The organism is Pseudomonas sp. Irchel s3b2 (assembly GCF_900187445.1).
Classification (GTDB): Bacteria; Pseudomonadota; Gammaproteobacteria; order Pseudomonadales; family Pseudomonadaceae; genus Aquipseudomonas.
The window spans coordinates 41,811-57,597 of record NZ_FYEB01000013.1; the positions used below are offsets into that span (position 1 = coordinate 41,811).

Sequence of the window (15,787 nt, forward strand, 5' to 3'; positions counted from 1 at the left end):
TTGTGGCCAGCCACAATCCCTGTGGGAGCGGGTTTGCCCGCGAAGAATGCACCGCGGTTTTCAGGTACTGCGCGTCATCGTTCTTCGCGGGCAAGCCTCGCTCCTACAATTAAGCGTCGTTCACAAATTTTGTAATCAACACAAACCCCGTAGGAGCGAGGCTTGCCCGCGAAGAGGCCTACCCAGACGCTACAAAACTCACCCATTACCCGGCACATTCGGCCAAAGATCGGACACCAGAAACAGCCGCTCGGCTTCTTCCCAATCCCCTTTGGCACTCTCTGTCAGCCGCACCATCAATTGCGCCGGTGCCAGCGGGTCCAGATCGCTCAGCCACGCATTCAGCTGTTCAGCGTTCCAGGTTTGCTCTTCGGGGTAGTGCGCCGGCGCCAGCCAGGCATGGCGGGGCAGGGGTTGCCAGCGACCGAACGGGCGCTGCACGACAAAGTCCGCCCAGTCCTTCTGATGCAGCCAGCTACCGCGCAGATGCTGAGGATGCGCGCCGCTGGGTGATTCGGACTGCCCCGGCCACGGATAAAGCAGATAACCGCCCAGCCACAGATGCGCACTGAACTGCTGGATATCCAGCGATGCCAGCACGGCACGGCTTTCCGCCCGCGCGGAAATTGGCAATTGATGCCGGCTCAGGTGCTCCAGTTTACGGTCCAGGCGATCATGACAACCCGGTCCGAGCCACTGCGCAGTGTCATGGCCGTCACCGTTCTGTGGCCCAAGATAGAGCTTGATCGCCAGTTCAAGGTGATGCACGCCATCGCGATCACGCAGCAGCATGTCCAGCTCACCCAAGGTATGGCCTTCACGGCGGATCGGCATGTTGGCGGCAATCAGTTCGATGCCCGGCGCGTTCCGCACGGCGTATTGCCATAGCCGCTCGTAGTAAAGACCCAGGCGCCGGGTCCTGGCCTGGGCCAGCCAGTGCAGCAGGTCGTAACTGTCGCGATCCAGTTGCCTGAGCCAGTGTTCCAGGCGCTCCGGTGCTTGCACCCAGTCGCTGCCGGCCAGCGGATGACGCTGCGGCCACGGGGTGACGCTGAGCATCGGCGGCGCGAGGATGACCCAGGCCAGGTCGCGCACTTCAGGGTGGCGCAACTGGTGGGGTAACTGGAGCAAATCTGGAAATAGGATCATCTTGCGAGCATAGCCCGAAACGCGAGCGCACCGTCGTGGCTGAAAGGGTTTTGTCTACGCCGCGCTTTCGCCCATAATCGTGTTTTTCGCCGTCGCAGGCCCTCCGCGTCCCAATAGGAGCCCCATGGAGCAATTTCGTAATATCGGCATCATCGGTCGCCTGGGCAGTTCTCAGGTGCTGGATACCGTCCGCCGACTGAAACGGTTTCTGCTCGATCGTCACCTGCATGTGATCCTCGAAGACACCATCGCCGAAGTCCTGCCGGGCCATGGGCTGCAAACTTCGTCGCGCAAGATGCTCGGTGAAGTCTGTGACATGGTGATTGTGGTCGGTGGTGACGGCAGCCTGCTGGGCGCCGCCCGTGCCTTGGCCAAGCACAATATTCCGGTGCTTGGTATCAACCGTGGCAGCCTGGGGTTCCTGACCGATATTCGCCCCGATGAGCTGGAAGTCAAAGTCGCCGAAGTGCTCGACGGCCACTATCTGGTGGAAAACCGCTTCCTGCTGCAAGCCGAAGTCCGGCGCCACGCCGAGGCTATCGGCCAGGGCGATGCGCTGAACGATGTGGTGCTGCACCCCGGCAAATCGACGCGGATGATCGAGTTCGAGTTGTACATCGACGGCCAGTTCGTCTGCAGCCAGAAGGCCGACGGCCTGATCGTTGCCACGCCGACCGGTTCGACCGCCTACGCCTTGTCGGCGGGCGGCCCGATCATGCATCCCAAGCTCGACGCTATTGTGATTGTGCCGATGTACCCCCATACCTTGTCAGGTAGACCGATCGTGGTCGATGGCAATAGTGAGCTGAAAATCGTCGTGTCCAAAGATATGCAGATTTACCCGCAAGTCTCCTGTGACGGGCAGAATCACTTCACCTGCGCGCCCGGTGACACCATCACCATCAGCAAGAAAGCGCAGAAGCTGCGGCTGATTCATCCGCTCGACCACAACTACTATGAAGTCTGCCGGACCAAGCTCGGCTGGGGCAGCAAGTTGGGTGGTGGAGGCGACTGATGCTCGATCCCGCGCGTAGCTACGACCTGATTGGTGACGTGCACGGTTGCGCTCTGACCCTTGAGCACTTGCTCGACCGGCTCGGTTACCACAAACAGGCAGGCGTCTGGCGGCATCCGTCGCGCATGGCGGTGTTCCTCGGCGACATCATCGACCGTGGCCCGCGGATTCGCGAGGCGCTGCACATCGTCCACGACATGGTCGAGGCCGGCCAGGCGCTGTGCATCATGGGCAACCATGAATTCAACGCCCTTGGCTGGAGCACGCCAGCGCTGCCGGGCAGCGGCCAGCAGTTCGTGCGTGAACACACGCCGCGCCATGGCCGCCTGTTGCACGAAACCCTGACCCAGTTCGAAGATCATCCTGCGGAATGGCATGACTTCCTGCAATGGTTCTATGAACTGCCATTGTTCGTCGATGCCGGACGCTTTCGCGTCGTGCATGCCTGCTGGGATGCCAGCCTGATCGAGCCGTTGCGCGGGTTGTTCCCCGACGGCTGCATCGATGAGCACTTCCTCCAGGCCTCTGCGGTGCCGGGCAGTTTTGCCAGCACCGTGTTCGATCGCCTGTTGCGCGGCACCGACATGCGTTTGCCCCATGGGTTGACCATGACCAGCGGCGACGGCTTGACGCGCTCGTTTTTCCGCACCAAGTTCTGGGAAGATGACCCGCAAACCTACGGAGATATCGTGTTCCAGCCCGATGCCTTGCCTGAGCCGGTAGCCCGCACGCCGCTATCCTCCACCGAAAAAGACACTTTGCTGCGTTATGGCGTCGATGAGCCGCTGTTATTCGTCGGCCACTACTGGCGCAGCGGCAAACCGGCGCCGATCCGTCCGAACCTGGCGTGCCTGGATTACAGCGCGGTGCTCTACGGCAAACTGGTCGCTTATCGTCTGGATCAGGAAACCCGTCTCGACCCGCATAAATTTGTCTGGGTCGATGTCGAACGGCCGGAGGTGCTGCAATGACGGCGGTAGCGGTATTGCGCCTGCCTTTGGCGGTGGATTTGAGCGGGTTCGTCAAACTGCTGCAGCGCATGCAAGTGCCCCACCGGGTCAGCGAAGAGTCGGGTGAACAGGTGCTGTGGGTGCCGGCCAACATCAGCGAAGACGTGCGCTCGTTGTACGAACGCTTTCCGGCGGGCGACCCCGATCAGCAGCTGGATATCCCGATCGCGCAAACACGGCAGCGTCCGGGCCTGGTCGAGCAGTTGCGCCACAGCAAGGCCACGGCGTTGGTGCTATTGCTGAGCCTGATCGTCGCCATGGTGACCCTGCTTGGCGAAAACCTCGAGACGATGCGTTGGCTGACTTTCCTCGATTTCCGCGTGGTCGGTGACTACATCCATTTCACGCCACTGGCCGACAGCCTCGCGGCGGGGCAGTGGTGGCGTCTGGTGACGCCGATGCTGGTCCACTTCGGCATCCTGCACCTGGCCATGAATGGCATGTGGTACTGGGAGCTGGGGCGGCGCATCGAGTCGCGTCAGGGCAGCATCAACCTGATCGGCCTGACGTTGCTGTTCAGCCTGGTGTCCAACTATACCCAGTTCCTTTTCAGCGGCCCGAGCCTGTTTGGCGGGTTGTCCGGCGTGCTTTACGGCCTGCTCGGGCATTGCTGGATTTTCCAGCTTCTGTCGCCCAACCCGGCGTATCGCCTGCCCCGCGGGGTGTTGGCGATGATGCTGGTGTGGTTGCTGGTGTGCCTGTCGGGGCTGGTCTCGATGATCGGCTTCGGCCAAATTGCCAACGCGGCCCACGTCAGCGGGTTACTCATCGGATGCTTCACCGGTCTGTTGGGCGGTTTGTACAACCGCCGTAAACTGGCCGTCTAAAACAGTTATGAATAAAGAGCGCGGAGCCCTAGATGTCCTCTTTTAACGAAATGATCAAAAACATCACCCCGGATATCTACCAGAGCCTGAAACTGGCGGTGGAAATCGGCAAATGGTCCGACGGTGGCAAACTCACCGCCGAGCAGCGCGAACTGTCCCTGCAAGCGATGATCGCCTGGGAAATCCAGAACCTGCCCGAGGAAGAGCGCACCGGCTACATGGGCCCGCAGGAATGCGAGTCGAAGTCGATTGAAGTGCCAAACATTCTGTTCAAATCGGATGCCATCCATTGATCGAGATTGGCCGCGGTGCAATCAGCAAAATGTCGGCGCGCCTTGACGGGCCGAACGTTCAGTACGCTTTTCGTCTGGGCGACGCCGAGGTACCGGTCAATCCGTTGATCGGCACCACAGTGCGCCTGGAATACCTGGGGGCGATCCACTGCACCCATTGCGGACGCAAGACCAAAACCAGTTTCAGCCAGGGTTACTGCTACCCGTGCATGACCAAACTGGCGCAGTGCGACATTTGCATCATGAGCCCGGAGCGTTGCCACTACGACGCTGGCACCTGCCGTGATCCGGAGTGGGGCGAAAAATTCTGCATGACCGATCATGTGGTGTATCTGGCCAATTCGTCGGGGATCAAGGTCGGCATTACCCGTGCCACACAGTTACCCACCCGTTGGCTCGATCAGGGCGCCAGCCAGGCCTTGCCGATCATGCGCGTCGCGACCCGTCAACAGTCGGGCTTCGTCGAAGACCTGTTCCGCAGCCAGGTAGCCGACAAGACCAACTGGCGTGCTTTACTCAAGGGTGATGCGGTGTCGGTGGACTTGGCGCAGGTTCGCGATCAGCTGTTCGACAGCTGCGCCGAAGGCCTGCAAACATTGCAGGAACGATTTGGCCTGCAAGCAATCCAGACCATTACCGATGTCGAACCGCTCGAGATCCGCTATCCGGTCGAGCAATACCCGGCCAAGATTGTCAGCTTCAACCTGGACAAGAACCCGATTGCCGAAGGCACGCTGCTGGGGATCAAGGGCCAATACCTGATTTTCGACACCGGCGTGATCAATATTCGTAAATACACGGCCTACCAGCTCGCCGTGCATCAGTAAGGATTCCAGCATGCGCACCGAACAACCGAAGATGATCTACCTGAAGGACTATCAGGCGCCTGAGTACCTGATCGACGAGACGCACCTGACCTTCGAGTTGTTCGAGGACCACAGCCTGGTCCATGCGCAACTGGTGATGCGCCGCAATCCTGAACGTGGCCCGGGCCTGCCGCCGCTGGTACTGGACGGTCAGCAACTCGAACTGCTGTCGGTGACGTTGGCCGATCGCGAACTGAGCGCCGCCGACTACCACTTGACCGAGAACCACTTGACCGTGCAACCGACCGACACAAGCTTCACGGTCGACACCAGCGTCCGGATCCACCCGGAAACCAACACCGCCCTGGAAGGCCTGTACAAATCCGGCACCATGTTCTGCACCCAGTGCGAGGCCGAAGGTTTCCGCAAGATCACCTATTACCTCGACCGCCCGGACGTGATGAGCACCTTCACCACCACGGTGGTTGCCGAGCAGCACAGCTATCCGGTGCTGCTGTCCAACGGCAACCCGATTGCCTCAGGTCCGGGCGAAGACGGCCGGCACTGGGCGACCTGGGAAGACCCGTTCAAGAAGCCGGCCTACCTGTTCGCGCTGGTGGCCGGTGACCTGTGGTGCGTCGAAGACACCTTCACCACCATGACCGAGCGCTCCGTGGCGCTGCGCATTTATGTCGAACCGGAAAACATCGACAAGTGCCAGCACGCCATGAACAGCCTGAAGAAGTCGATGCGCTGGGACGAAGAGGTTTACGGTCGCGAGTACGACCTGGACATCTTCATGATCGTCGCGGTCAACGACTTCAACATGGGCGCCATGGAAAACAAGGGCCTCAACATCTTCAACTCCAGCGCCGTGCTGGCCCGCGCCGAAACCGCTACCGACGCCGCGCATCAACGGGTGGAAGCGATCGTTGCCCACGAATACTTCCACAACTGGTCGGGCAACCGCGTGACCTGCCGCGACTGGTTCCAGTTGTCGCTCAAGGAAGGCTTCACCGTGTTCCGCGATTCCGGCTTCTCCGCCGACATGAACTCGGCCACGGTCAAGCGCATCCAGGACGTGGCCTATCTGCGCACCCACCAGTTCGCAGAAGATGCTGGCCCGATGGCCCACGCCGTGCGCCCGGACAGCTTCATCGAGATTTCCAACTTCTACACCCTGACCGTGTACGAAAAGGGTTCGGAAGTGGTCGGCATGATCCACACGTTGCTCGGCGCTGACGGCTTCCGCAAAGGCAGCGACCTGTACTTCGAACGCCATGACGGCCAGGCCGTGACCTGCGACGACTTCATCAAGGCCATGGAGGACGCCAACGGCGTTGACCTGACCCAATTCAAACGCTGGTACAGCCAGGCCGGCACACCACGTTTGGCGGTGAGCGAGTCCTACGACGCCGCAGCGAAAACCTACAGCCTGACCTTCCGTCAGAGCTGTCCGGAAACCCCGGACAAGGTGGAAAAGCTGCCGTTCGTGATTCCGGTGGAACTGGGCCTGCTGGACAGCAAGGGTGGCGAAATTGCCCTGCGTCTTTCCGGTGAAGCCAGTGCTCAAGGCACCTCGCGGGTTATTTCGGTGACTGAAGCCGAGCAGACCTTCACCTTCGTCGACATCGCCGAAAAGCCGCTGCCTTCGTTGCTGCGCGGGTTCTCGGCACCGGTGAAACTGAGCTTCCCGTACGACCGCGATCAGCTGATGTTCCTGATGCAACACGACAGTGATGGTTTCAACCGCTGGGATGCCGGTCAGCAATTGTCGGTGCAAGTGCTGCAAGAGTTGATCGAACAGCAACAGAAGGGTGAAGCGCTGGTGCTGGATCAGCGTTTGGTTTCAGCGCTGCGTACCGTGCTGTCCGACGACACACTGGATCAGGCCATGGTCGCCGAAATGCTCTCGTTACCGGGCGAGGCGTATCTGACTGAGATCAGTGAAGTGGCTGACGTAGACGCCATTCACACGGCCCGCGAGTTTGCCCGTAAGCAATTGGCTGAAGGTTTGTTCGAGGCATTGTGGCTGCGTTATCAGGCCAATCGCGATCTCTCGAAGAAAACGCCATATGTGGCCGAGGCCGAGCATTTCGCCCGCCGTGCGCTGCAAAACATTGCGCTGTCGTATCTGATGCTCAGCGGCAAACCGGAAGTGTTGGCGGCAACTCTTGAGCAGTTCGACACCAGCGACAACATGACCGAGCGTCTGACGGCGTTGGCGGTGGTGGTGAATTCGCCATTCGAAGAGCAGAAAGCCACGGCGTTGGCGACCTTCGCCGAACATTTCAAGGACAATCCGCTGGTCATGGATCAGTGGTTCAGCGTTCAGGCCGGCAGCACATTGCCGGGCGGTCTGGAGCGGGTCAAAGCCTTGATGCAACATCCGGCGTTCACGATCAAGAACCCGAACAAGGTGCGAGCACTGATCGGCGCGTTTGCCGGGCAGAACCTGATCAACTTCCATGCGGCGGATGGTTCCGGGTATCGGTTCCTGGCGGATCTGGTGATCGAGTTGAACGGGTTTAACCCGCAGATCGCCTCTCGCCAACTGGCGCCGCTGACTCGCTGGCGCAAATACGACGACGCTCGTCAGGCGTTGATGAAAGGCGAACTGGAGCGGATTCGTGCTTCGGGGCAGCTGTCCAGCGATGTGTTTGAAGTGGTCAGCAAAAGCCTGGCCTGAGTTTGGCCTTGCTCCTTCAGGGTTCACTCGGACCCCGTAGGAGCGAGGCTTGCCCGCGATATAGGCGGCACAGTCAACATTGATGTCGTCAGATATACCGCTTTCGCGAGCAAGCTCGCTCCAGGTGATCTGACCCCACAGGAAACCGCTTACCGGTCAAGCAACTTCATGACTTCTTCCGGATAACGCAAGCCTGCCGTGGCATTGACCGGGAATATCGCTTCCAGGGCCTGCAACTCTTCGCGACTCAGCTTCACGTCCAGCGCGGCCACATTTTCTTCCAGGTATTTACGCTGTTTGGTGCCTGGAATCGGAATCAAATAATCCCCTTGGGCCAAGACCCACGCCAATGCCAGTTGACCCGCCGTCACACCCTTATCGGCGGCCAAGGCTTGCACCTGCTGCACCAGCAACAAGTTTTTTGCGAAGTTTTGCCCTTGAAAACGTGGACTGAAGCGACGGTAGTCGTCGGCTGCGAAATCATCCGGATTTTTCAGTGCTCCGGTCAGAAAGCCCCGGCCCAATGGACTGTAAGGTACAAAGGCAACGCCCAGGCGCCGGCACGCGGCCAGGCAACCGTTCTCCTCCTGATCGCGGCTCCATAGCGAATATTCACTTTGCAGTGCGCTGATCGGATGAACCTTGTTCGCTCGCTCCAACGTGGCGACCGACGCTTCACTCAATCCCAGATAACGCACCTTGCCTGCCTTCACCAGTTCTGCCATGGCTCCAACGGTTTCCTCGATGGCCACCTGCGGATCGATGCGGTGCTGGTAATACAAATCCAGGGTTTCCACGCCAAGGCGCTTGAGGGTGCCGTCGATAGCGTCGCGAATGTATTCCGGTCGACCGTTGACGCCCCGTGCACCGGGGTTGGATGGGTCGCGGACAATGCCGAACTTGCTGGCCAGAAACACCTGGTCACGCTTGCCGACAATGGCCTTGCCGATCAGCTCTTCGTTGGTGTGTGGGCCGTACATGTCTGCTGTGTCGAGCAGATTGATCCCCAGTTCCAGCGCGCGGTGCAAAGTAGCCGTGGCTTCTCGGGTGTCCACGCCTGTGGTGTAGAAATCGGTCATGCCCATGCAGCCAAGACCAATCGCGCTCACCTGCGGACCGTTTTTGCCCAGTTGACGTGTTTGCATGAAATCAGCTCCCTGTGAATTGAAATCCTATTGTTGACCTCGACAGAAACAAGATAAACCGGCTAAAACTGCTATCACTATTCGTAATTTCTAAATAATCAGCCGGTAAGCCAAAGCAATGGACCGTTTCAACGCCATGCGCGTGTTCACCCGAATCGTCGAACTGGGCGGCTTCGCCAAAGCGGCGGACAGCCTGCAATTGCCCCGGGCTTCGGTGACCATTCTGATCAAGCAACTTGAGGCACATCTGGGCGTGCAACTGCTGCAACGCACCACCCGGCAGATCAGCCTGACGCTCGATGGCGCTGCCTATTACCCGCGTTGCGTGCGGCTGCTGGCGGATCTTGAGGAAACCGAAGCCGTATTTTCCGCTGCTCGCCACAACCCCAAAGGTTCGCTGCGAGTGGATATGCCGGCGGGAGTGGGGCGCTTGATCGTGATTCCGGCCTTACCGCAATTCACTGCCAGGTATCCATTGATCGAACTGGAAATCGGTTTGAATGACCGGCCTGTGGATCTGATCCGCGAAGGTGTCGATTGCGTGTTGCGGGGTGGCTCGACCCTGGACGACTCACTGGTGGCACGGCCGCTGGGAGTGATGGACCAAGTCACCTGTGCGAGCCCGGAATACTTGCAGCGTCGCGGGACTCCGCTGTGTCTGGAGGATCTGAAGGGCCACCAGATGGTGGAATACTTTTTCAGTGACACCGGCAAACGCTACGGACTGGAATTTGTACTCGATGACCAGCTGCGGCTGATCGACCTGCCCAAGCACGTCTCGGTCAATAGCGCCGATGGCTATCTGGCGGCGTGTGAGGCGGGATATGGCTTGGTCCAGACCCCGTATTATCACGTTGCCCGCCAACTGAAGGAGGGGCGTTTGATCGAGGTCCTGAGGGACGTGCCGCCACCGGGTATGCCGCTGACGGCGCTCTATCCTCCTCATCGCCAGTTGTCCCGGCGGGTGCGGGTGTTCGTCGACTGGATGGTGGAACTCTGTGCGCAGTCGGCTAATGGTTTTTACAAAAAAGACTCACGCGGCTGAGCGGTTACCCATAGGGGTGTTGGCGTTTTGCTGTAAGTCGTCATGCAACTGTTGCATGTGCGCGCAGTGCAGGTTGAGGGATCTAGACTGGACGCCCCGATGAAACAGTGCGAACCAGCCATTGTCACTTGGCATGGGCATCAGGCCTGTGAAGGTGAAGCCCAGAGCCGAAAAACTGCGCAAGTTCCGGGCGAAGTGCCGGGACAATTCGAGTCTGGCTGAAATCAGCCAGTGCCTGGGCAGTTGCCAGAGTTGCTCAAGCAAGTGTTTGTTCAAGCGCTGAATGACAATATCGAACCGATGCTGATGTTGCTTGATCTGTAAGGGGATCGCGGGCTGTGACGCCTTGTCCTGGTGGGTTCCAAACACCGAGCACAGGTGTTGCATAAACGCCCGGCAGCTTGCGGGCCAAGGGATATCGGGGAGCGGGCGCGCGTATCCGTCGATCATGTGATAGCCCATCACGATGGTTTCCGGAAGTGGTTCAGCGAATGGCGAAGGAACGTAGTCGGGAAGCAGTCCAGTGCTGTAAAAGCCGACTCTTTCTGCCATCCGTTGAGTATAAGGATGGTGGGTCACTTGCTTGATCGAGACGCTCTTGAGCCCCAGAGCGTCTGACAGCATCAGTAATTCCTGGCCCAGACGGGTGGCGATGTTCTGTCCCTGCGCGGCGGGATGTACCACGCTGAGGGCCAGTTCCGCGGTATTCGACGGGATATCGCGGCACAACGCGGCGTGCCCGACAACGCGCGCGTCGTCCACTGCGAGCATTGATTGCCAGCGACCCTCGGTGTTGTGCTGACTGATCATGTTCGGCAGATAGACATCCGGCTGAACGTAATGACCGCCGTAGACCTCTCGAAACAACCGGCTCACGGCATGTGCGTCGGAAGGGCGGTAGGGTCGAAAAATCAACCGGTTCATCACACGAGCTCCAGCGGCGGAGCGTCATACACTCGCAAATCCAGCACCCGCAGTTGTTTGCCCGAACGAGGGTGAAGCTTCAGGTCTGTGGTTGTGCAGGCCAGCACCCGCAACTCCAGCAGACCCTCACGGCTCAGGTCGTCGATGGCGGGGTAATGGGCAAGTAGCGCTTCACGCAATGCGCGGCGCGCCGGCTCGACGCTTTGTAACTGAGGTTCGGGCACCCACTTCACGCTCAACAGATCCTTGTGTCCGACCTGCTCGATCAGCAATTGCCATTGCTCGCTGTGTGCTGCGCGTTGAACGATCTCGTGTATTTCTTCGGTGAACAGCGACAGCACACCTACTCGTATTCGTTGACTGTGGGCGCTGCGCCCCTTGAGGGCGAATTTACGCATCGGGGTTGCAGCCGGTTCACGCCAACAAGCACGGTCGCCTACCGGGTAACGCAGCAGCGGCATGAGCCGGCGTGTCAGGTTGGTCAGTACCAACAGCCCGGTGCGATCGCATTCTTCAATCACTTCACCGGTGTATTCATCGACGATTTCCAGCAAGGTTTGCGGCTCGAATACACGATGCTCGCCCAATGCACAGTCACGATCGCTGGCGCCTATGAGTCCGGCGTCTACGCTGGCATAGCCAATGGAGGCGATACGGGCGCAGGGGAACACTTCGCCGAGGATTGCCAACTGCGGGGCAAACAGGCTTTCGCCGCCATACAGCAGCGTCTCGACCCCGCACAACACACGCCCATGCTGCGCCAGGTAGGCGGAGAATTGCAGTAACTGTGCTGGCACTCCGGCCAGAACGTTGATCCGATGTCGTGCGATGGCATCCGCCAGTACGTCCAGCTCGACGTCTCCGGTAAACGGAAACTCACAGATGGATCGCCCGACATGGGCCAAAGAATCGTGGATAAACAGAAAGCTGGCATAGAGATCCCCTGAAAAGAACAGATTGGCGACACGGTCGCCATTGTTCAGTTGAGAAGAGAGGCTGTTTCCGAATGTACTGACCAGTGTTTGCCATTCCTCGTAGGAGTAAACCGCAAGTTTTCCCTGACTGGTCGAACCTCCGGTTTTAAACACCAGCGCATCATCGACGTTTCCGGTCAGGACCGGCCAATGACTCAAATCGTTGCTGCCGGTCCAATAGTCGGATACATCGGTTAACGGTAGGTCTTTTAAAGTAATACCCTTCGAGGGCAAATGTTCCAGGTGTTTGCTGTAAAATTTTGAGTGTTGTCTTATATAAGGTACTAAATGTTCAAGCGAATAAGTTTGGTTCACTGGATACTCTTTCTTATCAGGCGTTTTTGCCAGGAAGCAGCAACATTGAAGTGTCTGCTTTTATTTTCTTTGATCGATAATTAATGGTGTTTTGCCGCTGTGTTTGTTTCGGGTGAAGGCTTGTTCGGCGCACAGGGTCACCTCCACAATTAAAAGTGCAGCACTCACCGCACTTGCCACTGCTTCATGGGTCAGCAGTTTTTCGCGTACCCAGACGACATCCGCATCCGCTCGAATTTGCATTCGTTCGACTCCGCTGGCGGTGTGATCCAGAACAATTTGAATGGGGGCACCCACGCTGTGCTCCAACGCCGAAGGGGAAATGAATTCCGTGCCAATGCGCACCAGTTTGCCGTGCCGTTTCAGCAGTTCGAATCGTGGCGTTTCCAGTCCGCAAGGACAGGCCCCGGGTATCCAGCGGCCGGTATCACCGGTGTCATATCGGTGTACGCGCTGACCTTGTCGGGCGCGGGAGGTAAATAGCAGACGGCCGATCTCATTGGCCTGCACTGGCACATCCTGTTCGAGCCGAACGATTTCCAGATGCTGGATTTCGCACATCAAGTGAAACACGCCGTCTGCCGTAGCCCGGCAGGCATGACCCAGTGGGCCTGCATCCACGGAGCCATAGAGGGCGGAGTGAATCGTCGACACCCCACAGCTTTCCATCAGGCGCCGACTGGCCTCTCCCGGATGCTCGCCGCCAAGGAATACTTTGCCGATACCGGCATAGGCGCGAAGTCGGGTCTGCTCATTGAGAAACAGGCGATGCAGCGTACTCGGCATGCCGATCAGCACGGTGACACGCTGCTCCACAATCAGTCGGGCGATTTCGCTGAAGTCGTCGTCCTGGGGAGCTCCCATGGGCAAATGCGCAACGCCCATCTGTTCAAGGATGTTCGAAAAACTGAAAAAACCACCGTACAAGTTGCCGCCATAGAACAGGTTCATCACCCGGTCCTGTGACGGATCGAGCCTGGCAGCGAACATGCCATCAGCCGCGGCGCGCATCTGTCGTTGGAAGTCGCGATAGCTGAAACCGGCCAGGGCCGGGATCCCACTGCTACCGCCGGAGCGGAAATACAACTGTGCTTCGGGACCGATCGGCTGGGTCGTGAAGGTGTCTTTGTCCATGATCGGGTCATGGGCTGTGTCGGGGGCGGACGGAACCGGGTCGAGCGTTGCACGGCCTGTCGATACATCCGGGGGCAGACTCACCGAGAGGCGGCGACTCAGACGCGACAGTGCGTAGACGCCATCGTGAGGCTCGCCGGCGTAGCCATCATGAATCAATCGACAAGGGGCAACGCGGGTGACGCCGGCATTGACCAGTGTTCGAACAAGCTCGGGTGTCTCTGCCGGAGGGCAAATCAGTGCGCAGCTTTGCAGGACGGTGCGCCAGGGCAATAGTGTCTCGGTGATCAGGTGCCGCGGCACCGGCTTTAGCAGAGTCGTCCGAAACAGCGGCGACGGCGCGAGCGTCTGATTGTGCTCCCAGATGACACGCCATCCGGGGCCGGTCCACACCTGGCCGGTCTGGTTCTTGAAACTCAGATCCAGCCGCGCCATGGCAGTGCGGGTAGTGATTTCCGACGCTTCCTGATCTGTCGGCACTAACGCCGGCCATTGTGGGGCGCGACGGTTGAGGGCTTCGGCCAGTCGATTACCCAGTTCCTGCATAACAGCCGGATCGTCGCTGTCCACCAACACCCATTGAGGGCTGGAGCAGGCCTGTTGATCCAGTCGACAGACTTCATCTGCCAACGCATCGAGCGCCGCAGGATTCGCCGTTTCAGGTGACAGATAGGCGAAGCTGATCTTGTGTCCCCAATCGATCCAGCGACAGCCGGCCGGGATCTGCTGACGGATTGCTTTGAGTGCTGTTTCGCCGCCCCAGGCGGATACCCCATCGGCCTTGGCGCAGAGTTGCGCAATGCGAGAAGTGTTCACCGGCAGCACCGCTACGAATTCGGCTAGTCTGCCGCTGATGTCGCAGCGCACAAGGGCGGCGAGCAACTGCGCGGTCAAACCCTGATCGCTGGAGCTGGGGCGAAGCCAGTTGATGTTGCCGGCCAACAGGCTTTCGAGTACCGCGCAGAACGCCAGCATCGGTGCGTTGCCCGGAGTGATATGCACCACCAGCCCCAACGGATGCCAGCTTTCGAAGCACGGCTGCCGGTAGTCGATACGCCGCAGCGAACGCGGTTGCAGGCCCAGTTCCCGATCAAGCTTGGTGCTCAGGTTGCTCTGCTGGCAAAAATCGATCAGTCCCTGATATTGATCGTCGTCGAGGGGCAGATCCAGACTACGAGCTTGCAACTGCGTGGCAAAGCGAGCGGCGGACTCGATGACGGTGTCGCTATCGATCGGCGCAGCCAGCAGGCGGGGCAATTGTTTTTGAAGGAGGTCGAGTGCGCTTTCAGGGGGGATGTCGTCACGCAATTGGCCATTAATCAGGTACATATCAAGCGCCTCCGATCAATTCTGAAGCGGCCATGGCACAGCTGCGACTGGCGCTGGTGCCGGCACGTCCATGCAGCTCGAACCAATCGGTCGCCAGGCCGCATCCGCAACTGGCGCCGGGGTGCAATGTCGCTAGATCGCCCATGACCACGGCATGGGCGGGGCTGGATGAAATGTAGGGAGAGACGAATTCCAGCAAGCCGCGCTGGCCGTAGGGCTGGACAGTGAAATCGGATGGGTTGCGCACGAAAACCTTCGAATAAATCGGTACATGAAAATGATGGTGGGCACACTGGATATAGGGCACGGCATGCTCTACGGCGCCATATCCGTCCCGACAGCGGGACAGGTCGATGCCCAATTGCCGGTTGATTCGGGCATACAACTGATGGAGGGGGATCTCCTGTGCAGCCTGGGTTTTCCAGCCGCCTCCCAGAAACACCAATGACTGGGCAGGCAACTGCAAATCGGCCACGCAGGTGTCTTCCATGTGCTGCAGTGCGTGCGAAAGGAACGCCGGAAAACCCAGGATGCGAACGGGCAGTCCTTCCTCGGCAAACTCCTGCAAGGCTCGAATCACCCCAAAAAGATCGAACTCGTGACCTTTGCCGGTGAGGCGCAAGCCGTAAGCGACACGGTTGGCGGGGGCGTAGCTGCAAAGAAACTGATCGGTGTAGGCAGTGCCCAGGGTGATGGCAGCCTCGGGTTCATAGCTCAGGAGCAGGTAATTGCAGGGGCTGTTTGGAGTATCCCAGCCGTAGTGCCGGAAAATATGGCTCACCATGCCTTGTGCCGCGGCCATGCTGCGCTGGTCGTAGCGCATGCGACTTTTCTGGCCGCTGGTGCCTGATGAAGTCAACTCCAGCGCGCCTTCACCTGTGGGACCGAACACCAAATGACGTTTGAAGTAATTGGCGAAAATCGGCGGCAGCCTGGACCAGTCATCCAGTGTCTCTAGGGCATGGACATCAAGATTATTGGCGTTCAGCCAGCGTTCGTAGCCAAGCGTATGGTGACAATGAAACAGGCTGACTTCACTCATGGCCCGATCGAACAGTCCTTCCGGCACGGAATCCAGGCAATAGGGTTGCGTCAACGCGCAAAGCGCATCGGTATGGGGTAGATGGATCAT

The 15,787-nt window shown here is 59.0% G+C and carries 13 protein-coding genes; 7 read left to right on the forward strand and 6 right to left on the reverse strand.

All coding sequences use genetic code 11. The features are described from left to right. Positions 1-198: 198 nt before the first annotated feature. On the reverse strand, positions 199-1,149 hold the full coding sequence (locus tag CKW20_RS22555) for a DUF1853 family protein (protein WP_095054861.1): 951 nt from the start codon (positions 1,147-1,149) through the stop codon (positions 199-201). Positions 1,150-1,273: 124 nt separating this feature from the next. Here CKW20_RS22555 and CKW20_RS22560 point away from each other — a divergent pair, with 124 nt between their 5' ends. Genes CKW20_RS22560 through pepN form a run of 6 tightly spaced genes read left to right on the forward strand, consistent with a single transcriptional unit; the run spans position 1,274 to position 7,789 of the window. Then, entirely contained in the window at positions 1,274-2,164 is an 891-nt protein-coding gene (locus CKW20_RS22560) for an NAD(+) kinase (RefSeq protein WP_030130396.1), read from the forward strand. After that, positions 2,161-3,135 carry a metallophosphoesterase gene (locus CKW20_RS22565; protein ID WP_176466950.1) on the forward strand — a complete coding sequence of 325 codons (975 nt, stop codon included), beginning with the start codon at positions 2,161-2,163 and terminating at the stop codon, positions 3,133-3,135. Before CKW20_RS22560 ends, CKW20_RS22565 begins: the two co-directional genes overlap by 4 nt. Then, positions 3,132-4,001, forward strand: coding sequence for a rhomboid family intramembrane serine protease (locus tag CKW20_RS22570; protein ID WP_095054863.1), 870 nt, complete (start codon positions 3,132-3,134; stop codon positions 3,999-4,001). Before CKW20_RS22565 ends, CKW20_RS22570 begins: the two co-directional genes overlap by 4 nt. Positions 4,002-4,033: 32 nt before the next feature. Continuing rightward, entirely contained in the window at positions 4,034-4,294 is a 261-nt protein-coding gene (locus CKW20_RS22575; protein WP_038984092.1) for a YeaC family protein, read from the forward strand. After that, the gene (locus CKW20_RS22580; RefSeq protein ID WP_095054864.1) at positions 4,291-5,121 is read left to right on the forward strand and encodes a DUF2797 domain-containing protein; all 831 of its coding nucleotides are present in this window, start codon (positions 4,291-4,293) and stop codon (positions 5,119-5,121) included. Before CKW20_RS22575 ends, CKW20_RS22580 begins: the two co-directional genes overlap by 4 nt. Before the next feature lie 10 nt (positions 5,122-5,131). Next, positions 5,132-7,789, forward strand: coding sequence for an aminopeptidase N (pepN, locus tag CKW20_RS22585; RefSeq protein WP_095054865.1), 2,658 nt, complete (start codon positions 5,132-5,134; stop codon positions 7,787-7,789). 149 nt (positions 7,790-7,938) lie between these two features. On the opposite strand, the gene CKW20_RS22590 is transcribed toward pepN, so the two are convergent. Next, positions 7,939-8,934, reverse strand: coding sequence for an aldo/keto reductase (locus tag CKW20_RS22590; RefSeq protein ID WP_095054866.1), 996 nt, complete (start codon positions 8,932-8,934; stop codon positions 7,939-7,941). Between the two features lie 118 nt (positions 8,935-9,052). Here CKW20_RS22590 and CKW20_RS22595 point away from each other — a divergent pair, with 118 nt between their 5' ends. Beyond that, complete coding sequence (locus tag CKW20_RS22595) at positions 9,053-9,979, forward strand: LysR family transcriptional regulator (RefSeq protein WP_095054867.1); 927 nt, start codon at positions 9,053-9,055, stop codon at positions 9,977-9,979. On the opposite strand, the gene CKW20_RS22600 is transcribed toward CKW20_RS22595, so the two are convergent. The 4 genes from CKW20_RS22600 to CKW20_RS22615 are packed head-to-tail and all read right to left on the reverse strand — an operon-like array spanning position 9,968 to position 15,787. Beyond that, the gene (locus tag CKW20_RS22600) at positions 9,968-10,903 is read right to left on the reverse strand and encodes a GNAT family N-acetyltransferase (protein ID WP_095054868.1); all 936 of its coding nucleotides are present in this window, start codon (positions 10,901-10,903) and stop codon (positions 9,968-9,970) included. The genes CKW20_RS22595 and CKW20_RS22600 overlap by 12 nt on opposite strands. Next, positions 10,903-12,192 carry a phenylacetate--CoA ligase family protein gene (locus CKW20_RS22605; RefSeq protein WP_095054869.1) on the reverse strand — a complete coding sequence of 430 codons (1,290 nt, stop codon included), beginning with the start codon at positions 12,190-12,192 and terminating at the stop codon, positions 10,903-10,905. The genes CKW20_RS22600 and CKW20_RS22605 overlap by 1 nt, the downstream gene beginning before the upstream one ends. A gap of 60 nt (positions 12,193-12,252) precedes the next feature. Then, on the reverse strand, positions 12,253-14,655 hold the full coding sequence (locus CKW20_RS22610) for an aldehyde dehydrogenase family protein (protein ID WP_095054870.1): 2,403 nt from the start codon (positions 14,653-14,655) through the stop codon (positions 12,253-12,255). A gap of 1 nt (position 14,656) precedes the next feature. Continuing rightward, positions 14,657-15,787: an acyl-protein synthase gene (locus CKW20_RS22615; RefSeq protein ID WP_176466947.1), complete on the reverse strand. Its 1,131-nt coding sequence runs from the start codon at positions 15,785-15,787 to the stop codon at positions 14,657-14,659.